This is a genomic window from Tenacibaculum sp. SM2510 (assembly GCF_057002845.1).
Genome location: NZ_CP192703.1, coordinates 2,460,089 through 2,481,838, shown reverse-complemented (window position 1 = coordinate 2,481,838; position 21,750 = coordinate 2,460,089). Strand labels below are relative to the sequence as shown.

Below are 21,750 nucleotides of genomic sequence, written 5' to 3'. Positions count from 1 at the left end.
TAAACTAATATTTATGAAAAATATTTTACTTCCAACAGACTTTTCGAAAAACTCGTGGAACGCTATAACCTATGCTATTAACTTTTATAAAAATTACAAGTGCTCATTTTATTTGTTACATGTAGAGGGTTTTGGTAGTATGGTTACAGATGAGTCTTATGTTTCTGAAGCTGATATTTTTGAAGGGGTGTTTATGAATTCTGCGAAAATAAAATTGAGAAAAATTTTAAAACGTATTTCTCAAGAATTCTCTTCTAATGAAAATCATAATTTTTACCCATTGGCAGAATATAATTATTTAATTGATTCTGTTAAAAAACACGTCAAAGAAAAATATATAGATACAATTGTTATGGGCACCAAAGGAGCTTCTGGCATAAAAGAAACTTTAATTGGTAGTAATACTGGCAATGTTATCGCAAAAATACCTTGTACAACTTTAGTAGTACCAAGGAATGCAAAATTTAAATCTCTAAAAGAAATTTTATTTCCAACAGATTTTATACAAAATTTTACCATTGATTTATTAGAACCAATCATTAAAATTATTAAGAAAGAGAAGGCCTCATTACGAATGGTTCACATAACTAAAACACACAAATTTTTAAGTACAAAACAACAAAACAATAAGAATAAATTAAAAAATTTAATTAAAAATTATAACCATAGCTTTCATAATTTAAGTGACAAAAAAGTTGAAGAAGCTATACTTTTTTTTGCAGAAGATAGAGATATAGATATGATTGTAATGGTTGCTAAAAACGAAAATTATTTGCAACAATTATTTTTTGACTCTAAAGCAAAAAAAATTAGTTTTCATACACAGATTCCTTTCTTAGTAATTCACGAATAAAAATAATATACAATGGATATTTCAATTTTTTTAGCCAAATTTTGGGGGTGGTACTTTATTATTTTCTTTTTAATATTAAGTTTCAACCCAAAAAGAACCAAACAAATAATTAAAGATTTAAAAGATGATAAATTTCTAATTCTGCTATCTTTTATAGCAATTATTATTGGATTGTTAAATATTATGTTTCATAATATTTGGAAGCCAAATTGGAAAATCATCATTACATTTATTGGTTGGATTTCTTTATTCAAGGGTTTATCTTTATTTATTTTACCAAAACTTACTGTAAAATGGTTAGACATTATCAATATTAAATTTATACAAGTTATATATATGTTTCTATTTTTTATTGGTGTTTTCTTATTAAATAAAGGGTATGGAATTATACTTTATTAAAAGAACTTATAAGTAAAATACTATTTCTTAGAAGAGTTTTAAGTCTAATTTTAAAAGCACTAAATAAATGTATAACATACTTTTACCAACAGATTTTTCTGACAATTCTTGGAACGCCATACAATATGCGCTTCAATTATTTAAAGATCGAGAATGCACTTTTCATTTATTAAATGTTTACAAGCCAATTATATATCAAGCACAATATATAGAGGTACGTAATGTACAGATAGATTTAATTGATGAAATTAAAGAATCTTCTATGAAACAATTAGACATGCAGCTTGCTAAAATTAACAGCGAATTCGAAAATGAATATCATACATTTTGTAAAATTTCATCATTTAATACTTTAGAGAATGAAATAAAAACACTTTGCAAAAAATATATAATTGATTTTATAGCAATGGGTACAAAAGGTGCAAGCGGTATTACAGAAGTATTGTTTGGCTCTAATACAGTAGATGTTATAAAAAATGCAAAATGCCCAGTATTAGCGATTCCTAATAGTTTTTCCTTTGAATCTCCTCGAGAAATTTTATTTCCCTCAGATTATGAGATAGATTTTCAAAAAAAATTATTGCAGCCAATGGTAGATATAGCTTCATTAACCAATGCAAGAATAGCTGTCTTAAATGCTTCCTATGGTCATGATTTATCAGAAAAACAAAAAGATAATAAGAAAAAACTAGAAGTTTTATTAAAAAATACTAGCTATTTATTTCATAATGTTATCAATAAAAATATATCAGAAGCGATTGTCAATTTTCAATTAAGAGCTCGTGTTAATTTTTTGGTTATGGTTAATAATAAGCATTCATTTTTTGAAAACCTGTTTTTAAAATCAAAAATTAATGAAATAGCTTTTCACTTGAATATTCCTTTCTTGGTAATTCCTTCTAAAACATAATTTTTTTAAACCTAAACTGACGCACGTCATAGCAGTATTTATAGTATTCAAGTAGTTTTACATCAAATATTTAAATGAATCTAATATGAGACATAAGATACTACTACCTACAGATTTTTCAGACAATTCTTGGAACGCAATAAAGTATGCTTTAAAGCTATATAAAGAAAATGTCTGCGATTTTTATATTCTAAATGTATATTCTTCTACGGGTAACATTATGGATAGTTTAACCAATTTAGAACCCGGTAGTGAGTTGTTTACAATAGCTAAATCGAAATCTGAAGCTGGTTTAAAAAAGCTGATGGATTTATTAGAGGTTCAAGGATGTAAAAATCCAAATCATCATTTTAAAACCATTTCAATTTTTAATAATCCGTTAGATGCTATTAAAAATATTGTTGAAAAAGAAGATATAGAAATGATTGTAATGGGCACTAAAGGAGTAACAAACTCCAAACAAATAGTGTATGGAAGTACTTCTATTTATGTGATGGAAAAAATTAGAAATTGCCCAGTAATTGTGGTTCCAGCAAATTCGAAAGTCGGTTTGCCTAAAGAAATTGTATTTCCAACCAGTTACAAGACACATTATAAAAGACAAGAACTAAATAATTTAATAAATATTGTTAAAAAATGTGATGCAAAAGTGGCAATCTTGCACGTTTCTAAAGATGATAATTTAGATAAAGAACAAATTAAAAATAAACAATTACTCGAAGAAATTTTTGAAAAAATCTCTTATGATTTTCACGAACTAAAACATCATTCTATAGAAGCTGCATTAAATATTTTTACCCAAAGTAGAGGTAGTAATATGATTGCGTTTATCAACAAAAAACATTGGTTTTTTGGAAGTATTTTAGCGCAAGCTTTAGTAAAAGATATTGGTTTTAACTCACAAGTACCAATTTTGGTAATGCACGATTTAAGAAATTAAAAAAAATAGAGTCTTTACAATTCTTCTCTATTATCAGAAAGTAGTTGGGGGGCTATTTTCTGTTTTTTTTAATAAAATTAAAAATTATGAAAACAACACATACAAGTAGTATTAAATTTATTAAATGGTTAAGTGCAGAAGACATGCACAACAACTCAAAAGAATGGTTATCTGAATTAGAATTTATAAAAACGGAGCATCTTTTTTTAGATGATATTATAAACTCATTTGCCCTTCAGCTAATTGATAAAACCTATTTTTCTGATAGTAAAAAAGTTATTGAAGCAATCAATAACTCTACGAAAGAAAACGAAAAATTAATTAAAGTGATTCGTAAACACGAAAACGATCTTAAAATTATAATTGATGGTATTAATCAACCAAAAGAAGAAGAAGAAGAAGAAGCCTACAAAGATGAACACAGGAATATTACTGTAATAATTTACAAGTTTTTAAAAGAATATAAAGTACTTAAAAAAGAGTTGTTTGATATGATTAAAAAAATAAAAAAAACTCAAAAACAAAAACGTCTAATCAATTAACACATCAAGTAAAGCCTAAAGATATGAGACATTTCTATTTTTTGATGATTGCATTAATTTTCATGAATTGCTCAACTACAGAGTTAATAGATAGCTGGAAGAGTCCAGATATGGAAACCTTTTCACCAAGCAAAGTTTTAATTGTTGGAATGACGCCAAACACAGAGGCCAGATTAAAATTTGAACAACAAATAAAAAGTGATTTAGAATTACGTGGCATAAATGCAATTATGAGTATAGATCTTTTTGATGCTTCTTTAAGAACAGAAAAAATGACTAAAGAAGAATTAACTATATTGAAAAATAAACTTACAAACGATGGTTTTGATTCGGTTTTACTATCAAAAGTTATTGGCATAGAAGATAAAATTGCTTACAAAAAATCGTATCTCGATTATAAAAAAACAAATAGAAGTTTTGATGATGATTATTTTATGTATCAAGACATTTATTATAATCCAGAATACTATGATGAATATACTGTTTACCATGTAGAAACGTCTTTATATTTTATTTGTTCTACAGAAGATTCCGAATTAATTTGGCAAGGATACATAGATATTGTCAACCCACAATCCATAGAAGAAACCGTAAACGATTATGCAAATCTTGTGTTGTTGGTTTTAGATAAAGAAAAGATCATCAATAAAAAGTTAGAAAAAGTAAACTCCAAATTATAAAATATGATAATTCAAATAAATACTGATAAAACGCTTTCTGGAGAAAAAAGAAGAACTGATTTTTTTACTGCTCAAATTGATGAAGCACTACAAAAATTCGAATCTCATATTACCAGAATAGAAGTTCACTTAAAAGATGAGAATGGCAACAAAGACGGTTTCAATAACATTTCTTGTCTTTTAGAAGCCAGGCTTGAAGGCAAAAAACCTATCGCAATTACTAACAAAGCAAATACGATAGACTTTGCATTAACTGGCGCTATTGATAAAATAGAAACGGCTGTAAAAACCATTCTTGGAAAAATTCAAAAACATTAAAATTTATAAAAATGACAAAACAGAAAAACTTGGGTATTTGGATGGATCATTCAATCGCCAATTTAATTGATTTAAATTCAAAGAAAAACTCAAAATCTATTGTATCAAATTTTACATCTAACACAAAAGAAGAGGCTTTAAACAGAAGCGAAAGTTTGATGCATAATAAAAGACAGCAAATGAATCAAGCTTTTTATAAAGAAATAGCAGATGAAATTTTAAACTATAAAAATGTGCTATTATTTGGACCAACGAACGCAAATGTAGAAATGCATAATTATTTGAATAAAGATTTACATTTTAAGAATATTAAAATTTACATAGCATCTGCCGACAAAATGACTGATAACCAACAGATTGCTTTTGTGAAAAAACATTTTGAGCATGCATAGATGTTCGGTTTTTTAATATCAATATAAAAATGAATGATATTTCAAATGATTATTTAAACAATCATTACATACATAGAAGCAATTGGTTAAGAGCTGCAGTTTTAGGTGCAAATGATGGCATCTTATCAACAGCAAGTATTGCAATTGGTGTTGCTACAGCAAGCAATTTTAGAGAGCCTATTATTTTAGCTACTATGGCGGGGTTGGTTGCAGGAGCACTATCTATGGCAGCTGGAGAATACGTTTCGGTAAGTTCTCAAACTGATGTTGAAAATGCAGATATTGAAAGAGAGAAAATTGAATTAACAAATATGCCAGAAATTGAATTACAAATGCTAGCCAATATTTACGAAAAAAGAGGCTTAAAAAAAGAAACCGCATTAATTGTAGCTAAAGAATTAACTAAAAAAGATGCTTTAGCAGCACATATTCGAGATGAATTAGGCATCAATGAAATAAGCAAAGCAAAACCTATACAAGCTGCAATGACTTCTGGAACAGCGTTTACAGTTGGCGGGTTGCTTCCTTTTTTAGTGGTGCTTTTTCTTCCTTTACACAGCATGGAATATATCCTTTATGGTTTTGCATTATTCTTTTTGATACTATTAGGTACCTTATCAGCCAAAGCTGGAGGATCAAGTATTAGAAAAGCTGTTTTAAGAATTACCTTTTGGGGAACAGTTGCAATGGGATTAACTGCTTTAGTTGGTTATCTTTTTAAATTAAATGTAGGATAAACAAGTGTATAATATTATGATGTGGCTTAAATCACTTAATAGATTATCCTTTCATTTAGATCATCTTATAAAGGGGTGTTTGTAGCTTAAAGTAATTATTGGACTTTTATTAAGTGCTGGAATAGGAGTCTTGCTAAATCCATCTACAGGAATAATTTCTGAAAATAGTAGTTTTCGAATTGCAAAATGAATGAATCTGCCAGGACAAATTTTTATGCGATTGGTACAAATGATTATGACTCCATTGATATTTACATCAATTATCACAGGAATTATAGGAAACACATCAGAAAATTTTAAAAATTTTGGTTTAAGATTGTTGTTGTGTTTCGTTTTTACAACCACAATTGCTATAACAACTGGTTTAATAGTCACTTTAATTTTAAAACCTGGGCAGTATATTTTTGAGTTAAGAGGGTTTCCAAATAGTGGTAAACCTCAAATAGTATCTGAAGAACAAGCTGATATTGTAGGGAATATTCCCAATGCGATATCTAATTTTATTCCTAATAACCCGATGGAATCTATTTTAACAACAGAAATGTTAGGCGTGGTTATTTTTACCATTATTATTGGTGTTGTAATTACACAACTTCGTCAAAAAAAAGCAGACAAAAAATTAGGAGTATCCTCTAATATTAGTGACTTTGTAATTCCTGTAGGGACTACCATTAATATGGATAGTACCGCATTATTTCAATGTGTAACTACTTTGTTAATGGCACAAGTTTATAGAATTGAATTATATATAGTGAATCTTCTGTTAATAACATTTACAGTGGTTGCTACACCAGCGATTCCTGGAGGTGGAATTATTATTCTCGCAACCGTTTTACAAAGCGCAGGTACCCCAATTGATGGACTAATCATTATTATCGGGATAGATTGTGTTTTAGGAATGTTTAGAACTGCAGTGAATGTAACAGGAAATTTAACTGCCTGTATTATATTTAATAAATTTTATGGAAAAAATAAACCACCAAGTAATTTAATGCAAGGTGGTCTTTAAAATTTTAGAACTTATTTAGTTTTATTTCACCTAATTATTCCTTTGTTTTACTTTCTTTAATAGTTCCTCTATTAATGTCAAATTCTTTAATATCCCTTTTTAAATTAAGAGTTGGGTTTGTAGGGAAAGTTTGTTTCTTTTTTATTTTAAATTTTCTTCTATCTTGAGTAATCCCCATGGTTTTTTGTTTTAAAGTTCATATTTAATATAACCCTTCATTCCTTGGCTATCGATTTGATACTGCCAAACCTATGTTAATAAACACTCAACGTTAGTCCATTTTGTTGCTAGTTAGACTTAAGATTCAGCTCCATTTGATAAAAGGCAATTACTATATTGTTTTTAGTAAGATTTGTTTTGATTATTCTTCGAATATCACTTTTTGTTTTTCCAATTCTAAAAAAATGCTTTCTTAATACCCCAAAGCAGTGCTTTAGTAACGATTATGATGACTAAAACACTAACTAATTGAAAAACCTTTAGTGTATAAGTGCCAAAAGTGAAGATTTCAGGTTCTAAAATTTCATTTATTTTTTCCATTCTGATATACAAGTAAAAATCATAGTGATGAATTGTTTCATTCGATATACTTCTTAAAAGAATTAATATTTATAGATTTTCAATAACCCTTTTTAACTTATCTCTTACTTCAAGAGCTATACCTCCTAAAGATTTGTTTTCAACTGAAATCATTGAAAATAAAGGATCTACGGCAGAAACCTCAATGTTTTCGGGTTCTTTTTCTTGTATTATTACATTGCAAGGAAGCATAGTACCTATTTTATCCTCAGCTTGTAACGCCCTATAAGCAGATAGAGCATTACAGGCTCCCAAAATTGTATAATTATAGAAATCTACGTCTAGTTTTTTCTTCAAAGTAGATTTTATGTCAACTTTTGTAAGCACGCCAAATCCTTCCTTTTGAAGCTCGGTAATTGTTTTTTCAATTGCTTTATCAAACGTGGTGTTGCTTATTGTGGTTTTAAAGTAATAATCCATATTTTCTTTAGTTTATAATTTTTGGGTATGTACTCATTTTAGATTCTGCTCTTAAACTTTAATTGGCAATCGCATAATAATACATTCACTCACTTATCTAGGCAATTAAATATATCAACGTCTTTTAGCAAATTATTATTCATTCTACTTTCCTATCAGGATTTAAGGCATTGGTTTCCTCTAATTCAGAAATAATTTTTCTATCTTTTCTTAATGTAGATTTAAGAGCAATAATTATTGGTGTTAAAATAAAAATTGCAATTAACACTCCTAAAGAGAATAAAGAGAAAATCAACAAAGCTAATGATGTTTTAATGTCCCAAAACAATAGAGAAATACTTACTTCGCTCGTGTTTTGAAGCGTGAATACAACAATAAATATAAGTATGATAATTGTTAATATGATATAAGTTGTTTGTTTCATTTTAAGTGAATTTCAGCATTACTGCCTTTGTTATTTATTTAAGTAGCTTTTAATACTTCGTCTTTATCTAATTTTTTAGTGCAAAAAAACCAGTCTTTGCAATCTAATTCATCAGTAGAAGTCTTTCTTTCTTCTGCAACACCACAAGATCTAGCTGGTGAAACAATAACATCGTCACCAGGATTTCAATCTGTAGGAGTGGCTTCGTTACATGCATCGGCAGTTTGCATAGCAATAAGTGCTCTGTAAATCTCATCAAAATTTCTACCCAAACTCAATGGGTAATAAATAATGGTTCTAACGATACCTTGTCTATCAATAAAAAATACAGCTCTAACTGCTTGCGTTTTACTTTCATTAAGCTGTACCATTCCATATTTTTTTGGAAATTTCCATAGTGATGTCTTCAATTAAAGGAAATTTGACGGCTACGTTTTTCATACCATTAAATTCTATCTTATCTTTAATGGTGCGTAACCAAGCTATGTGACTGTAAAGTCCATCTATAGATAGTCCAACGAGCTTACAATTTGCTTTATTGAATTTATCTTCAAGACTGGCGAATGTTATGAACTCTGAAGTACAAACTGGTGTGAAATCTGCTGGATGGCTAAATAAAACCACCCATTTTCCTACATAGTCATCTGAAAAGTTAATAGGTCCTTGGGGTATTACTGCTTTAAATTTTGGAGCTTCATCTCCTACTCTAGGCATTGCGATAATTTGTTCTTTTTCATGTATTGTTTCCATCTTTTTTATTTTTTTGCTGTTGTGGATGAACACTTATACATCCCGCTGTAATGCTTTTTGTACTTAAAAACTTATTGATGCTTCAATATTAATTCCGTCAAATTCTGCACCTGCAAATCTTCCATTCCAAGCACTCCCCTCATATTGTTGATTAACGTATTCTAACTTCATCACAATATTTTTTGACATGAACCAGCCTCCGCCAACATTTAACCTATTTATTTTTAGGTCTTCTGTTGCACTTTCTAAAGATTGGCCTTCTACGGTATTATACCTTCCCGCTATGTAGAATTGTTCCTGTTGTCCAAAACGATATACTAATTCTGCCGCTAACTGGGTAAAATCTCCTTCTTTATCCGTTACTATTGTAGTGGTTTCATTAGATCCTGATGCCAATTCATAAATACCGAAGAATTCAAGTCCTTTAAATTTTATAAAAGGATTAATTTGTATGGCTGTTAATTTTCTGAAGCGAGGATTATATCTCCCTTCAAATTCACCTCCTTGAGTATTACCATTAACATCTGGTAACGTGTGCAATACATTGTAATACCTAGAACCCGAGCGATCTCCGCCATATAACCAAGCACCAGTTGAAGTTCCTTGATTAGAATAGACAGACCCAGTTAAACGTACTCTTAAATCGTCTTTTAATTGTTCATCAAAACCTAATTTACCATAAAACGATGGCTTGTTATCACTTTGCTCGTTAACCACTACATTTTGATTGAGTTTACCATTGGTGATTCCTACCACTGCCAATAAACCCTTGTTTTGAAAGGTTACCTCTCCAAAAGTTTCTGTAGAAAAAGAATCCATAATGTAATTCCCGACAAAGGGGTTGAAAACAGCTCTAGCATTATCGGTTCTACGGAAATGCGCATCACCATAATTAAATTCATCCAAACCAATTGTAATAGTAGTATAGCGCATAAGCCCTTCTAAAAAGACCGAATTGATGAATGATAGTTTGTCTATTTGGATATGCCCACCTTTTACCCATGTTTCTTCATGATGGTGTGAGGACAAATAGGTTTTCAAGTGCATTCTAACACCGTCCATTAGCTGAACGTCTAAATTAAGATTAGCATTTGGTAGATTAAAGTCAGAACCAAGCTCTACTAGATTATTAGCATCATTGCTATGATTAATACCTTGAAACTGCATAGCGAAATCTCCCCCCACTCTAACTCTAACATCTTCAAATGTTATGGTATCTGTTTTAGAGATTTCAAAAACATTTATACCGTGTTTGTCATTAGATCGAAAATACTGTAACTTTTTTTGTTGTGCTTTTATTCCAATTGAGAAAAGGCAAAGCAATATTATTGTGATTTTTTTCATTAGTTCTGTTTATTGATTAAGAAAGACCCTCCTTTCATATTAGTTTATATATGTTACTGCAAAATCAAGCGTGGTATCATCACCGGTTTTCATTATTCCCAGCATAAACGATGGTGGTTCAACATCATAGTCTGTCATCTTTAATGTGCATGATCCTTTACAGGTTATAGTGTTATTTGTATTTACTACAACGTGCATATCCATTGTTATACCTTTTGTAACTCCTGCAACGGTTAATCTACCTTTGGTTTTAAAAAGATATCCATTTTTTTGAGGGAATAATATTGATGTAGATAGTATGTAATGGATATTTTTAAACTCGTCTGTTTTTAATGCTTTATAAGCATTTTTATCAAGCCCTTTACTGTCACTTTTTAAATCCTTTACTATCAAATTAAACGTAAGTGATTTTAGTGACGTAAGTTCTTGTATATCTGTAGATTTAAAGATAAATTGTGCTTCTCCTGTAGCAGTGTTGGCAGCCATTTCCCAATCATGCATGGTTGATGTACCTTTAAGTTTTATATCTATGGTATTATTCTTCTGAATTTTGTATATAGACTGTGCAAACCCAATGTTGGTAAATACTATTATGATAATAAGCACTAGAAGTTTAAGATGTATTTTCATTTTTGAAGTTTTTATTTTAATTATTAAGATTAATTCATCGGAATTATTTCAATGTTTTTTCTACTTCATTTTCAAATACATCTTAGTCGTTTCGTATCTAGTTCTTTATTTATAAATTTAATAGTATTTATGCTCTACCTTACTTGTCTGTCCTGTTAGTTTATCATACTCCCTCCAAACTGTTACAGGTCTAGAGTATAAGTGGATACATACAGATCGAGACTCATAGGCGTTAATGTATTTATATATTGTCTTTGATTTTTGCATATAAGAATAGCTTTGAGTAGTTAACAAAACAGAGCTTACTTGTTCTAGTTTGTTATGAGAAAGCTTATATCTTTCTTCTATAAATTTCCCACAGATTGGATGTATCCAAGCTTCTTCAGAATCAATGTCATGAATTGGTCCTTCTTGGCCTTTTTCCCAACATGATAAAAACAAATCATATTCTTCTGTCTTGGATAAACGAACCCTTCTAGGTTTTTCATCGCTAAATTTAAAATGTTCTTCCCATTTAGTAAAAGTTATGCTTACTCGTCTCATGGCATTTAAATAACAATCTTTTGTTTTATCTATTTCGCATTTATTTAGAACTAAAATAAGTTCATCTATACTTTCTATTTTCATAGGATTTAATGCTTTCTTCATATGTATCATTTTATATCTTAATTTTAATTAGTCAGAATTATCTTTAATGCCTTTTCTTTTGCTGCATTTCCAAACACTTCATAAGCTTTGATAATCTCATTTAACTTAAAGTGGTGCGTGATTAATTTTTCTGGTTGAATTTTACCAGAGGTGACTGTTTTAAGAAGCATAGGTGTTGTATTGGTGTTAACTAGGCCCATAGTGATGGTAATATTCTTAATCCATAAATCCTGAATTTTAAGGGCTACACTTTTTCCGTGTACACCAATATTGGCTACGTGACCGCCAGGACGTACAATTTGTTGGCAAATATCGAAAGTACTAGGAATCCCAACGGCTTCAATCGCAACATCTACGCCATCTACAGTTTCAGACAGTATCTTTTTGACGGCTTCATCTGTACCTGAATTAATGGTATCTGTCGCTCCCCATTTTTTTGCCAATTCTAGACGATTTTCATCTAAATCAATCATATATATTTTGGCAGGAGAATAGAATTTTGCCGTAAGAAGAGCAGACATCCCAATAGGTCCCGCACCTACAATGGCTATGGTATCTCCTGGTTTTACACAACCATTTATAACACCTATTTCATGACCTGTTGGTAGAATATCGCTTAGCATAACGAGTGCTTCATCATCCATTCCTTCCGGTGCCATATAAAGACTATTATCTGCATGTGGAATACGAACATATTCTGCTTGTGTACCATTAATAAGGTTGCCTAAAATCCATCCACCATCTTTACAATGCCCATACATTTGCTTTTTACAATACTCACAAGTACCATCTGCTGTTATACACGAAATAATCACGCGATCACCTTTTTTAAAATTACCAACGCCAGTACCCACTTCCTCTACTGTCCCAACACCTTCATGACCGAGTATAGTTCCTGGTTTTACAGAAGGTGTTTTACCATGCAGTATGCCTAAGTCTGTTCCGCAAATTGTAGTTTTTACAATTTTCACAAGAGCATCTGTTTGCTTTTTAATTTGTGGTTTTGGCACATCCTTGTATACAATATTTCCTGGCCCATCGTAAACTAAACCTTTCATTATAGATAAATTTTTAGACGAAGCACCATTTGAATAGGCTTCTATTATAGGAATATTTTTTTTTGTTTTTGGCATTACTATTATGTTTTATAATTATTTGATTATTAATACTATAACTGCAGTAAATTTACAAGAAGGTGGCGTTGTAAAGAATGACCTGTATCAGTTTGGATGATTTATATACGAAAACTTAGTCTTGTAAAAGTATTCTATCTATAAATTGAAAAGACAAGAATATAGGCTGCTAAATGATTGAAAATCAAATAATTTAAACATGACCTAGGTCATGTTTAAATAGGTTACATTGTTATACATTCTAATCTGTATAACTACATACTACTTATGAGTAAAGAATTACAAGATATAGCCCTTTTTCAAGGTATTTTTCAATCATCTGTGGAGGGTATTTTAGTAGTTGGCACCGATGGTGTCATTATTAAAGCTAACCTAACCAGTGAACAATTGTTTGGCTATAAAGAAGGAGAACTTATAGCTAAAAAAATAGAAATTCTTATTCCAAAGAAGTTCAAAAGCAAACATAAAAGTCATAGAAAAGGATATATAGTAAAACCAAAAGCACGACGAATGGGACAGAACCTAGAATTATGGGGGTTAAAAAAAGATGGTTCTCAATTCCCATTAGAAATAAGTTTAAGTCCAACAATAATAGACCAAAAACAAGTTATAATAGCTTTTGTTAGAGATGTTTCAGAACGTAATAAAATAGAAAAAAAACTAAAAGTTAGCCAAGCCAAACTAAAAATTCATTCTGAAGAATTAGAAAATAAAGTAGCCTGTAGAACTAAAGAACTAACAGCTACAGTTCAAAAATTGGTAGCCTCAAATTTGAGTCTTGAGGACCAAATACAGGAAACGCGAGAAGCAGAACAAAGTGCTATTGCCAATAAATCTTTATCCTCGGCAATTGCTAAAAATTTCCCAAATGGTTTTATTATTGTTTTTAATCGAAATTTTGAAATGTTACTTATAGAAGGCGAAGCTATAATACAATTAGGTTTAGACAAAATGGTTTTTGATAATACAACTATTGATGACATCGCCATCTTTTCTGAAGGGCAAAAAACAAAACTAAAAAAAGATATTTTAAAAACCATTGCCGGAGCACATCTTGGTTTCGAAATAATGTACAGAAATCAATATTTTTCTGTTAACACCATTCCATTACTTGATAAAGACTCTATTATATTTAGTGCATTATTCGTTTACAGCGATATTACTATACAAAAGAAGATTGAAAGCGTTGCTAAAAATGCATTAAAAAAAGAACAGGAATTAAATGAATTGAGATCACGTTTTGTTTCTATGGCATCACATGAATTTAGAACGCCTTTAAGCGCCATACAGACTTCAGCAATCCTTATTGGAAGACAAAATGAAGCTGGGAAGGAACAAAAAAGAGAGAAATACGTAATGCAAATAAAGAAAAATGTTAAACATATGGTTGTTATCTTAAATGATTTCTTATCTCTCGGCAAGTTAGAGGAAGGAAAAGTTGAAGCGAATAAGGAGCTGTTTGATTTAGTTACCTTTTCTAAGGCACTTATTAAAGAAGTGTCAACAACTAAAAAAATAGGAAAAAAAATAATTTTTGCATCGCCAGATTATCCTCTATTACTAAATCTAGATTCTAAACTAGTGCGTACTATCTTAATGAATTTATTATCTAATGCAATTAAATATTCTCCAAAAAATACAGATATACATATTACAATTGAAGAAAGTAAACAGTTTGTCTCTCTTCAAATTCAAGACCAAGGTATTGGAATTCCTAAGGCTGAACAGAGTAAACTATTTGAACGTTTCTTTAGAGCAAAAAACGCAAACAATATTCAAGGAACCGGTCTAGGTCTTAATATTGTAAAACAATACGTAGACCTTATGGATGGTACTATAGATTTTAAGAGTGAAATAAATAAAGGCACAACTTTTTTAATACAATGGCCAAAACATAGTAAATAAAAAAATAATGACAAAAATACTTTTAATAGAAGATAATCAAGATGTACGAGAAAACACTGCAGAAATCTTAGAATTAGCAAACTACAAGGTTTACACTGCAGAAGATGGCAAAATAGGTCTAGAGGTGGCTATGAAGTATATTCCTGATATTATCATATGCGATATTATGATGCCAAAATTAGATGGCTATGAAGTATTTAAAGGTTTAAATAAAGACCCAAAAACAGCAAGTATCCCTTTTATATATCTTACTGCAAAATCTGAAAAATCTGAAATACGAAAAGGGATGAATCTTGGTGTAGATGATTATTTAACAAAGCCTTTTGAAGAATTTGAACTATTGCAAGTTATAGAGTGCCGTTTTAAAAAAAATAAATTTTTAAAAAAAGAATTCTCCAAAAACTTCCAAGGGATTAGTACGTTTTTGAATGAAGCATCAAAATACTTAAATCTTAAAGAATTATCTAAAGACCGTGAATTACAAGACTACAAAAACAAAGAAGAAATTTTTAGAGAAGGAAGTGCTGCTCAAAGATTATACTTTATCCAAAGTGGAAATGTAAAAACATTTAAAACAACAGAAACAGGCAAGCAGTTTGTAACAGGTTTATATGGTGCTGGAGATTTTATTGGCCAGCTATCACTTCTTGGAGATTCTGGAAAATATACAGAAACTGCTACTGTATTGGAAAAAGCAGAAATTTGCGAAATACCTAAAGCAAATTTTACAACACTACTATATCAAAACAAAGCTGTTTCTAACAAATTTATCAGTATGATTTCTAATAATATGATTGATTTGCAAAAAAAACTGATAAATATGGCATTTGCAACTGTAAGACAAAAAACGGCTAAAGCATTATTAGAGTTAGATGCAAAAGGAATGATTAAAGATAAAAATCATTTAGGAATTAATATACCCAGAGAGGATTTTGCTGGTTTAATAGGTACTGCAACAGAAACAGCTATTAGAATGCTTTCTGAATTTAAAGTAGAAAAACTAATCAATATAGAATCAGATAAAAGATTAGTTTTATTGGATAGGAGTAAGTTAAAACAGGTAGTACTTTTTAATAAATAGTGTTATATAAAACTTTTAGACTTAATATATATTATTAAGTTTTTTAGGTGTGATATAGGTCATTGTAATTAGGTTGTAGTAGCTCTAAATTTGTAATAGAAACACATTAGGTAAAATATTGCCATAATTAAACTATTATGAAATCTAAAATACAAGGTACGAATGAAAAGTATGTTTATGTAAAGTCATATTCTGATTTTTTACTTGTTGAAAGAGCTATGAAAATTATTAACCAGTATAAAAGTAGTGATCTACAAATATCTATCATTGGTCTGTTTAATAAAGAAAGTAGCGATAATGAGGAAAAACTTGTTATAGTAAAAGACACTATAGAGGCACGATGTAAAAAATTATTTGAATTCCCTGCAGACTTTGGTATATTTTTAAACCCAGAAATTGGAAACATTTTCATCTCTGGTTTCTTAGTAAATACGTTTTTACAAAAAGTAGAAAAAAGAACTATAGGTTCTATGTCTACAGGTCCTTATGGTATTTTAAGAGGTTTAGGAATAGATAGTGAAAGAACAACCTTTTATTTAAAATCTCTACAGCTAGGCAACTATTTACTAATACTTAGAGGTTTTAAAAATGAATTAAATCTATTAACAGATAATTTATAGCTTTTTCTTATTTAAGTTAATATTGATTGAAAATAAAAACGGGAAGCCAAGAAGGCTTCCCGTTTTCTATGAAGATATTATTATTTTCTCTGTTAATTCCTAAAAGCAAAAACCTCTATGTCTAGAGAGTTTTTAAAAATGGTTTTTAAAGAAAAACATCAGTTACTTCATAATGCCTTTTCTACTTAACAGTAATCCAAGGTCATTTTTTTAAGAAAATCGAGATTTTTCATCATCTCGATTTTCTTGAAGGTATTAAATATGGTTTAAGGCTACTTTAAATTTTTAGCATCTATATCTCTAGAAACATAAAAAAAAGACTTAAAAAAAACTTAATAACTCCAAAATTCATAGGATATTATAATCCTCAAATTTATATTTTAAAGAACTTATTTCTTAATAATACTGCAATGTACGCTCACTTTTTAAAATGATAACTGACCTGGGTCAGTTGTCATTATTTAATTCTTATTTAAAAATTAATAGCACCCTCTAAAACGTTAATCTATCCTTTTTAGGTACTTATACAATTCGCTATCCGTTGAAATGAAAACGGATGTTTTTACATCAAAAGTTTTCTCAAATGTTTCCATTGATTTCAGAAAACCATAAAGATTTCTTGATTGATTCGATTTATTATATGCTTTTGCATAAATTGAAGCTGCAATGGCATCTGCCTCCCCCTTAATCATCTCAGCATCCCTGAAAGCAAGAGATTGTATATTTTTAAGTTCTCGTTCCTTCTCTCCATTAATTCGTGAAGCTTCACCTTGGCCTTCTGAACGGAATTTATCTGCGATGCGGAAACGTTCACTTTTCATTCTTTTAAATACTTGATTCTGTACTTCCTGTACATAATTGATGCGTTTAAATCGAAAATCGAGTATCTTAATTCCGAGATCCTCAGTTTGTTTATTAGCAGATTCTAATATCATTTGTTGAATCTTATCCCGACCTACATAAATCATTGCCAAGGAATCACCAATAATTTCAGTATCGGATGATTCAGGTATTCTGTTACTTGTACGAACAGTCTCTTCTATGTCGTTATTTGCTATAAAATTTCTTGTGTCTCCATCCAGAATATCATCTATACGAGATTGTGCGCCACGTTCGTTCGTTAACCGTTTAAAAAATTGAAGAGGATCTGTAATTTGCCACCTTGCATAAGTGTCGACGAAAATAAACTTTTTGTCCTTGGTTGGTACTTGGTTTGGGGCACCATTCCATTCCATATAACGTTTTTCGAAATAATTAGCAACTTGTATAAATGGCATCTTGAAGTATATCCCAGGTTCAATAATTGCTTCTCCAACTGGCTTTCCAAACTGGGTGATTACCACCTGGTCCTTTTCTTGTACAACAAAAGCACTACTATTTAAAACTATCAGAATAATAATACTTAATGTTGTGATTAATATTGATTTAGTTTTCATTTTTTTTTATTTTTTTGTTCATCTGCATTTGTAATAAAGGCAAAACATTGTTGCCTTTTTGGTCAGTTATGACTACGTTCCCGATATTAGGTATCACAACTGACATTGTTTCAAGGTAGATTCTTCTTTTTGTTACCTCAGGAGCCTTAATAAACTCATTATACAAGGCCCTAAACCGAGTTGCTTCCCCATCTGCGTTATTTACACGCTCGGCGGCATATCCTTTTGCCTGTTGAATGGTTTCTTCTGCTTGACCTCTTGCTTTGGGTATTACTTTATTGTATTCTGATTTAGCTTCGTTAATTAACGTTTCTTTTTCTTGTTGTGCTTCATTAACTGCATTGAAAGCTGCTTTTACAGGTTCTGGTGGATTTACATCCTGAAGGACTACTTGTTCTATTTTTATACCCATTGAATATTCTCTACATATTTGCTGAATGAGTTTCTCTAACTCGCTTGCTATTTCTGTACGACCAACAGTCAGTACTTCATTTACGGTGCGATCTCCCACAATTTGCCTCATAGCTGCTTCAGAAATAATACGAAGCGTACTCTGAGGGTTTCTGACTTTGAACAGGTTCTTGTAAGCATCATCTACTCTGTATTGTACAACCCACTGTACTTCTGCTAGGTTAAGGTCACCTGTAAGCATCAATGATTCATCTTTTGTACTTGATGATTCGTTATATTGTGTATTTATTCCAGCTTTGGTGGTTCGAAAACCAAACTCTAACTTTTGTTGTCTTTCTACCGGAACTTTATAAACATCTTCAATTATGGGTATTTTAAAATTCAATCCAGATTCTACTTGTCGTACATACTTCCCAAATCTAGTGATAACACCTACTTCCTCAGTGCTTATCTGAAAAATTGATGACCATGAAATGATTGCTAAAAATAGTATTACAACAATAATCTGCCAGTATTTAAGTATGTTTCCTAATTCCGAAGGTAAATTTAATTTTGTTTTATTCATTTTTGCTTTTTTTATATATAAATAGTATTTCATTTTATCTATCCTGTTTAGAATACCCTATACTTTTCTTTTATTTAAGAGTTTTAAAAAAATAAACATCAGACTAACAGTAAATACCTTTTTTTTCACGAATTAACATTTTGTTATTTTTTTATAGATATAAAAACTACAAACGTTTACCCATATAAAGTATAGGGAACAAGGTTATTAATACTAATAAGATATTAAGTTAAACCTGTTAAATAATAAATATGTAAAATCTACTTATAAAACATAGTATTAAATATGTTTGCAATCATTTATAGCAACACTTTCATAATTTGTCATTTATATAATTGGTTATTATTTATTTGATTCTGATCTAGTTTTAGTTTAAAATTTGCTGTCATAGTTTTGCTATTTAATGACAAAGAAACTTATATAAGTCAATTTAAGTTATGACCTGTATCAGTCATAGTTAAAAAACTTTTATTAATTCTGTTTTAATCTTAAAAGGTTTAATGATTAAGTAGTTGCTTAAAACTAAAAAAAAAGCACTGACCCAAGTCATTTCAGTATGCTCAATTTATTAGCACCTTTATCCGAAATAAAATTAGTAACCTAAAGAAAATATAAAAGATGAAAAACATAATCATACCTGTAGATTTTTCAGAGAAATCGGAATTTGCTTTAAAGGCAGGCGCAGTTTTAGCTAAGAAACACAAAGCAGTGCTACACGTTATACATACTTTAGAATTATCTGATGGTATTTTTTTTAATACTGAAACTGAAAATAAAGTGCAATTTATGATTGCTTTTGCCTATAAACAATTTGAGCCTTTTTTAGAGAAAGAATATCTGAAAGATATAAAGGTTATTCCTATAATTAAACATCATAAAGTGTATAAAGAAGTTGCTGTTTTAGCAGAAGAGATAAAGGCAGATTTAATTATTATGGGGTCGCACGGTGTAACAGCTCGAAATGGCATATTTGCCGGAACGAATACAGAAAGAATGATTCATAACAGTGAAGCCCCTGTTTTAATTATAAATAATGACCCTGAAGACTTTCAATTAGAAAAGGTAATAATAGCTACAGATTTAAGTCCAGAGAGTAGATCTTTATATCTACAGAAAACAGCAATGCTATCTAAATTAGGTAGCACCATTTGTCCTGTTTATTTAAATCTACCTTACGGGAACTTTATCAGTTCGAGAGAATTTCGTAAAAAAGTTAGTGTATTTGCTGCTGCAGGCGAATCAGAAGAAGTAGCATTTATAGCTGATCATACGCTTGAAGATGGTTTAATTCATTATGCTGAGGATATTAATGCCGATCTTATTGCTATAAACGCAAGCTCTCGAAAAGGTTTAAGTTATTTTTTTAATAACAGAATTTCTGAAGATCTTTCAATCCATGCAAAATTACCTATTATGACTTTTAATGCCTAAATAATAAATCTATGGAAAATCAAACCAGTTATTATAAAATTCAAAAAAAACTTCGCATACCTATAAAGCATAAACTTCCTAAATCACTTTAGTTTAAGAAAGAAAAAAACAGAGTTACATTTAATATATTACTATTAGATGTAATGCCAGATATAAGAAGCTATATCATTAAACGGATTAAAACTGCGATACTAAAGAATCATTTTCTCAAGAACAAATATGTGCCTAACGATTTTATAGATCAACTATTTATTGAAACCTACGATCATATTGAAAATGTCTCTAATGAAAATGAGTTTTATCTTTGGCTCTATAAAAAGACCAATGATCTACTAGAAGGTGCTATTAACGAAGAAGAGCTTAATGATTTATTCTTTAAAAATATTGATGACTATTCTAAACATGAATGGGATCAAATGGAAGAACAATTTGCAGCAGAAATTGATGGGAATCTCATTATGAAATAATAATTATCAGATATTTTATATTATAAAAATCCTTTCACAATAAAAGATGTTTTTCTAGAGAATACGGAAAGTGAACTTGTAAAAAATAGATTAAAATTCACATCAAGAAACCCTATAAACACGTATAATTTGTGTTACTCAATTTACCATTGCAAACGCAAAATGTGTTTGAATTATATACAAAGCACTATCTTAAAATAGTAGAAATCTCAAAGTATAAAATATGCCTATTTCAAAATGTTAAAGTGCTTTTAAATGATGCTAGTAAATCACTTAAAAGAAGTTTGTTTAATAAATTCTCTATCGACTAAATTTCCTAACAATGAACTATAAGTTTTACTATAAAATATAAGAAATCAGTAAGAACGCTTCAGTAAAAAAGATTAAAAAAGCATACAGAAAATTGGCTGCGAAACATCTTCCAGATAAAAGCCTGATGACCAAAAATCCGAAGAAAAATTTAACGAAATTAACGAGACAAATAGTGTTTTAAGTGATGTGAAAAAACGCAAAAAGCACGATGCTTTAGGTTCAGATAGGGAGGCATATCAGTACACAGGAGATGATTAGAAAGAGTATGTAAAACAAAAAAGTCAGCAAAAACGTCATAATCAAAACGAACCCAATTTTTATGGTAAGGAAGCTACTGAAGAACAATTTTCAAACTTTTTTGAGTTTTTTTTAATGGGAAGTCCGCAATAGGCCAACAAACTACACAATCTGGAGGGGATATTCAGGCAGTAGTGCCAATCACACTTCTAGAAGCCTATCAAGGAAGTAAACTCACGTTTAAAATTAATAATGATAATTTAAGAATTAGCATAAAACCGGGTTCTTATGATAGACAGTAATTGAAAATTAAAGGAAAAGGACAACCAGATTTTAAAGGAGGAAACATAGGTGATTTACACATTATTTTGAAAGTGAAACCAGATGCTCGATTTCAAAGAAAAGAAGATAATCTACTATACACAAAATACATAGATACACACACGGCTATTCTTGGTAGAAAAATTGATATTCCACCACTTACAGAAATCATAAAAATTACAGCACTTAAAGAAATTGAAACAGGAAAAAAATTTAAACTAAAAGGTAAAGGAATGCCGATATAAGGAAAGGCTTT

Annotated in this window: 28 protein-coding genes; 17 read left to right on the top strand and 11 right to left on the bottom strand. The window is 29.9% G+C overall.

Annotated elements, in window-relative coordinates:
* The first annotated feature begins 13 nt into the window (after nt 1-13).
* From ACQ629_RS11235 to ACQ629_RS11190, 10 genes are all read left to right on the top strand, one after another.
* Nucleotides 14-853, top strand: a complete 840-nt coding sequence (locus tag ACQ629_RS11235) for a universal stress protein (RefSeq protein WP_483704982.1) — start codon at nt 14-16, stop codon at nt 851-853.
* Nucleotides 854-865: 12 nt separating this feature from the next.
* On the top strand, nt 866-1,252 hold the full coding sequence (locus ACQ629_RS11230; RefSeq protein WP_483704980.1) for a hypothetical protein: 387 nt from the start codon (nt 866-868) through the stop codon (nt 1,250-1,252).
* Between the two features lie 67 nt (nt 1,253-1,319).
* Nucleotides 1,320-2,162 carry a universal stress protein gene (locus ACQ629_RS11225; RefSeq protein WP_483704978.1) on the top strand — a complete coding sequence of 281 codons (843 nt, stop codon included), beginning with the start codon at nt 1,320-1,322 and terminating at the stop codon, nt 2,160-2,162.
* A gap of 85 nt (nt 2,163-2,247) precedes the next feature.
* Nucleotides 2,248-3,102: a universal stress protein gene (locus ACQ629_RS11220; protein ID WP_483704976.1), complete on the top strand. Its 855-nt coding sequence runs from the start codon at nt 2,248-2,250 to the stop codon at nt 3,100-3,102.
* A gap of 86 nt (nt 3,103-3,188) precedes the next feature.
* A complete protein-coding gene (locus ACQ629_RS11215; RefSeq protein WP_483704974.1) occupies nt 3,189-3,644 on the top strand; it encodes a hypothetical protein in 456 nt (151 codons plus the stop codon).
* A 23-nt stretch (nt 3,645-3,667) separates the two neighbouring features.
* On the top strand, nt 3,668-4,324 hold the full coding sequence (locus ACQ629_RS11210; RefSeq protein ID WP_483704972.1) for a hypothetical protein: 657 nt from the start codon (nt 3,668-3,670) through the stop codon (nt 4,322-4,324).
* A 3-nt stretch (nt 4,325-4,327) separates the two neighbouring features.
* Nucleotides 4,328-4,642, top strand: a complete 315-nt coding sequence (locus ACQ629_RS11205; protein ID WP_483704970.1) for an HPF/RaiA family ribosome-associated protein — start codon at nt 4,328-4,330, stop codon at nt 4,640-4,642.
* A gap of 11 nt (nt 4,643-4,653) precedes the next feature.
* Entirely contained in the window at nt 4,654-5,034 is a 381-nt protein-coding gene (locus tag ACQ629_RS11200; RefSeq protein ID WP_483704968.1) for a hypothetical protein, read from the top strand.
* 29 nt (nt 5,035-5,063) lie between these two features.
* Nucleotides 5,064-5,771 carry a VIT1/CCC1 transporter family protein gene (locus ACQ629_RS11195; RefSeq protein WP_483704966.1) on the top strand — a complete coding sequence of 236 codons (708 nt, stop codon included), beginning with the start codon at nt 5,064-5,066 and terminating at the stop codon, nt 5,769-5,771.
* 190 nt (nt 5,772-5,961) lie between these two features.
* Nucleotides 5,962-6,780 carry a dicarboxylate/amino acid:cation symporter gene (locus ACQ629_RS11190; RefSeq protein WP_483704964.1) on the top strand — a complete coding sequence of 273 codons (819 nt, stop codon included), beginning with the start codon at nt 5,962-5,964 and terminating at the stop codon, nt 6,778-6,780.
* Nucleotides 6,781-6,814: 34 nt separating this feature from the next.
* Here the strand turns inward: ACQ629_RS11190 and ACQ629_RS11185 are convergent, their stop codons facing one another.
* From ACQ629_RS11185 to ACQ629_RS11145, 9 genes are all read right to left on the bottom strand, one after another.
* Nucleotides 6,815-6,958 (bottom strand): hypothetical protein, encoded by a 144-nt coding sequence (locus tag ACQ629_RS11185; protein ID WP_483704962.1) that lies wholly within the window; start codon nt 6,956-6,958, stop codon nt 6,815-6,817.
* Between the two features lie 431 nt (nt 6,959-7,389).
* Nucleotides 7,390-7,779, bottom strand: coding sequence for a DUF302 domain-containing protein (locus ACQ629_RS11180; protein ID WP_483704960.1), 390 nt, complete (start codon nt 7,777-7,779; stop codon nt 7,390-7,392).
* A 139-nt stretch (nt 7,780-7,918) separates the two neighbouring features.
* Nucleotides 7,919-8,203, bottom strand: a complete 285-nt coding sequence (locus tag ACQ629_RS11175) for a lipopolysaccharide assembly protein LapA domain-containing protein (RefSeq protein ID WP_483704958.1) — start codon at nt 8,201-8,203, stop codon at nt 7,919-7,921.
* Between the two features lie 185 nt (nt 8,204-8,388).
* Complete coding sequence (locus ACQ629_RS11170) at nt 8,389-8,574, bottom strand: hypothetical protein (protein WP_483704956.1); 186 nt, start codon at nt 8,572-8,574, stop codon at nt 8,389-8,391.
* Nucleotides 8,561-8,953: a redoxin domain-containing protein gene (locus ACQ629_RS11165; RefSeq protein ID WP_483704954.1), complete on the bottom strand. Its 393-nt coding sequence runs from the start codon at nt 8,951-8,953 to the stop codon at nt 8,561-8,563. The genes ACQ629_RS11170 and ACQ629_RS11165 overlap by 14 nt, the downstream gene beginning before the upstream one ends.
* Before the next feature lie 63 nt (nt 8,954-9,016).
* Nucleotides 9,017-10,297, bottom strand: coding sequence for a hypothetical protein (locus tag ACQ629_RS11160; protein WP_483704952.1), 1,281 nt, complete (start codon nt 10,295-10,297; stop codon nt 9,017-9,019).
* A gap of 39 nt (nt 10,298-10,336) precedes the next feature.
* Entirely contained in the window at nt 10,337-10,903 is a 567-nt protein-coding gene (locus ACQ629_RS11155; protein ID WP_483704950.1) for a YceI family protein, read from the bottom strand.
* 141 nt (nt 10,904-11,044) lie between these two features.
* On the bottom strand, nt 11,045-11,575 hold the full coding sequence (locus ACQ629_RS11150) for a cupin domain-containing protein (RefSeq protein ID WP_483704948.1): 531 nt from the start codon (nt 11,573-11,575) through the stop codon (nt 11,045-11,047).
* Nucleotides 11,576-11,598: 23 nt separating this feature from the next.
* Nucleotides 11,599-12,708, bottom strand: a complete 1,110-nt coding sequence (locus tag ACQ629_RS11145; protein ID WP_483704946.1) for a zinc-dependent alcohol dehydrogenase family protein — start codon at nt 12,706-12,708, stop codon at nt 11,599-11,601.
* 267 nt (nt 12,709-12,975) lie between these two features.
* On the opposite strand from ACQ629_RS11145, the gene ACQ629_RS11140 reads away from it, so the two are divergent.
* From ACQ629_RS11140 to ACQ629_RS11130, 3 genes are all read left to right on the top strand, one after another.
* Nucleotides 12,976-14,613 (top strand): sensor histidine kinase, encoded by a 1,638-nt coding sequence (locus tag ACQ629_RS11140; protein WP_483704944.1) that lies wholly within the window; start codon nt 12,976-12,978, stop codon nt 14,611-14,613.
* 7 nt (nt 14,614-14,620) lie between these two features.
* Nucleotides 14,621-15,694 carry a response regulator gene (locus ACQ629_RS11135; RefSeq protein ID WP_483704942.1) on the top strand — a complete coding sequence of 358 codons (1,074 nt, stop codon included), beginning with the start codon at nt 14,621-14,623 and terminating at the stop codon, nt 15,692-15,694.
* A 137-nt stretch (nt 15,695-15,831) separates the two neighbouring features.
* Nucleotides 15,832-16,314 (top strand): hypothetical protein, encoded by a 483-nt coding sequence (locus ACQ629_RS11130; protein WP_483704940.1) that lies wholly within the window; start codon nt 15,832-15,834, stop codon nt 16,312-16,314.
* A 500-nt stretch (nt 16,315-16,814) separates the two neighbouring features.
* Here ACQ629_RS11130 and hflC read toward each other — a convergent pair whose 3' ends face one another.
* Nucleotides 16,815-17,750: a protease modulator HflC gene (gene hflC, locus ACQ629_RS11125; RefSeq protein WP_483704938.1), complete on the bottom strand. Its 936-nt coding sequence runs from the start codon at nt 17,748-17,750 to the stop codon at nt 16,815-16,817.
* On the bottom strand, nt 17,740-18,726 hold the full coding sequence (hflK, locus tag ACQ629_RS11120; RefSeq protein WP_483704936.1) for an FtsH protease activity modulator HflK: 987 nt from the start codon (nt 18,724-18,726) through the stop codon (nt 17,740-17,742). Before hflK ends, hflC begins: the two co-directional genes overlap by 11 nt.
* 618 nt (nt 18,727-19,344) lie before the next feature.
* Here hflK and ACQ629_RS11115 point away from each other — a divergent pair.
* From ACQ629_RS11115 to ACQ629_RS11100, 4 genes are all read left to right on the top strand, one after another.
* Complete coding sequence (locus ACQ629_RS11115; RefSeq protein ID WP_483704934.1) at nt 19,345-20,157, top strand: universal stress protein; 813 nt, start codon at nt 19,345-19,347, stop codon at nt 20,155-20,157.
* A gap of 143 nt (nt 20,158-20,300) precedes the next feature.
* Nucleotides 20,301-20,624 carry a hypothetical protein gene (locus tag ACQ629_RS11110; protein WP_483704932.1) on the top strand — a complete coding sequence of 108 codons (324 nt, stop codon included), beginning with the start codon at nt 20,301-20,303 and terminating at the stop codon, nt 20,622-20,624.
* A 355-nt stretch (nt 20,625-20,979) separates the two neighbouring features.
* The gene (locus ACQ629_RS11105; protein ID WP_483707220.1) at nt 20,980-21,117 is read left to right on the top strand and encodes a DnaJ domain-containing protein; all 138 of its coding nucleotides are present in this window, start codon (nt 20,980-20,982) and stop codon (nt 21,115-21,117) included.
* Nucleotides 21,118-21,475: 358 nt separating this feature from the next.
* Nucleotides 21,476-21,739 carry a DnaJ C-terminal domain-containing protein gene (locus tag ACQ629_RS11100; protein WP_483704930.1) on the top strand — a complete coding sequence of 88 codons (264 nt, stop codon included), beginning with the start codon at nt 21,476-21,478 and terminating at the stop codon, nt 21,737-21,739.
* Nucleotides 21,740-21,750: the final 11 nt, after the last annotated feature.

Coding starts and splice junctions, on each gene's coding strand:
- ACQ629_RS11235 (WP_483704982.1), top strand. CDS start 14: ATGAAAAATATTTTACTTCCAACAGACTTTTCGAAAAACTCGTGGAAC.
- ACQ629_RS11230 (WP_483704980.1), top strand. CDS start 866: ATGGATATTTCAATTTTTTTAGCCAAATTTTGGGGGTGGTACTTTATT.
- ACQ629_RS11225 (WP_483704978.1), top strand. CDS start 1,320: ATGTATAACATACTTTTACCAACAGATTTTTCTGACAATTCTTGGAAC.
- ACQ629_RS11220 (WP_483704976.1), top strand. CDS start 2,248: ATGAGACATAAGATACTACTACCTACAGATTTTTCAGACAATTCTTGG.
- ACQ629_RS11215 (WP_483704974.1), top strand. CDS start 3,189: ATGAAAACAACACATACAAGTAGTATTAAATTTATTAAATGGTTAAGT.
- ACQ629_RS11210 (WP_483704972.1), top strand. CDS start 3,668: ATGAGACATTTCTATTTTTTGATGATTGCATTAATTTTCATGAATTGC.
- ACQ629_RS11205 (WP_483704970.1), top strand. CDS start 4,328: ATGATAATTCAAATAAATACTGATAAAACGCTTTCTGGAGAAAAAAGA.
- ACQ629_RS11200 (WP_483704968.1), top strand. CDS start 4,654: ATGACAAAACAGAAAAACTTGGGTATTTGGATGGATCATTCAATCGCC.
- ACQ629_RS11195 (WP_483704966.1), top strand. CDS start 5,064: ATGAATGATATTTCAAATGATTATTTAAACAATCATTACATACATAGA.
- ACQ629_RS11190 (WP_483704964.1), top strand. CDS start 5,962: ATGAATCTGCCAGGACAAATTTTTATGCGATTGGTACAAATGATTATG.
- ACQ629_RS11185 (WP_483704962.1), bottom strand. CDS start 6,958: ATGGGGATTACTCAAGATAGAAGAAAATTTAAAATAAAAAAGAAACAA.
- ACQ629_RS11180 (WP_483704960.1), bottom strand. CDS start 7,779: ATGGATTATTACTTTAAAACCACAATAAGCAACACCACGTTTGATAAA.
- ACQ629_RS11175 (WP_483704958.1), bottom strand. CDS start 8,203: ATGAAACAAACAACTTATATCATATTAACAATTATCATACTTATATTT.
- ACQ629_RS11170 (WP_483704956.1), bottom strand. CDS start 8,574: ATGGTACAGCTTAATGAAAGTAAAACGCAAGCAGTTAGAGCTGTATTT.
- ACQ629_RS11165 (WP_483704954.1), bottom strand. CDS start 8,953: ATGGAAACAATACATGAAAAAGAACAAATTATCGCAATGCCTAGAGTA.
- ACQ629_RS11160 (WP_483704952.1), bottom strand. CDS start 10,297: ATGAAAAAAATCACAATAATATTGCTTTGCCTTTTCTCAATTGGAATA.
- ACQ629_RS11150 (WP_483704948.1), bottom strand. CDS start 11,575: ATGAAGAAAGCATTAAATCCTATGAAAATAGAAAGTATAGATGAACTT.
- ACQ629_RS11145 (WP_483704946.1), bottom strand. CDS start 12,708: ATGCCAAAAACAAAAAAAAATATTCCTATAATAGAAGCCTATTCAAAT.
- ACQ629_RS11140 (WP_483704944.1), top strand. CDS start 12,976: ATGAGTAAAGAATTACAAGATATAGCCCTTTTTCAAGGTATTTTTCAA.
- ACQ629_RS11135 (WP_483704942.1), top strand. CDS start 14,621: ATGACAAAAATACTTTTAATAGAAGATAATCAAGATGTACGAGAAAAC.
- ACQ629_RS11130 (WP_483704940.1), top strand. CDS start 15,832: ATGAAATCTAAAATACAAGGTACGAATGAAAAGTATGTTTATGTAAAG.
- hflC (WP_483704938.1), bottom strand. CDS start 17,750: ATGAAAACTAAATCAATATTAATCACAACATTAAGTATTATTATTCTG.
- hflK (WP_483704936.1), bottom strand. CDS start 18,726: ATGAATAAAACAAAATTAAATTTACCTTCGGAATTAGGAAACATACTT.
- ACQ629_RS11115 (WP_483704934.1), top strand. CDS start 19,345: ATGAAAAACATAATCATACCTGTAGATTTTTCAGAGAAATCGGAATTT.
- ACQ629_RS11110 (WP_483704932.1), top strand. CDS start 20,301: ATGCCAGATATAAGAAGCTATATCATTAAACGGATTAAAACTGCGATA.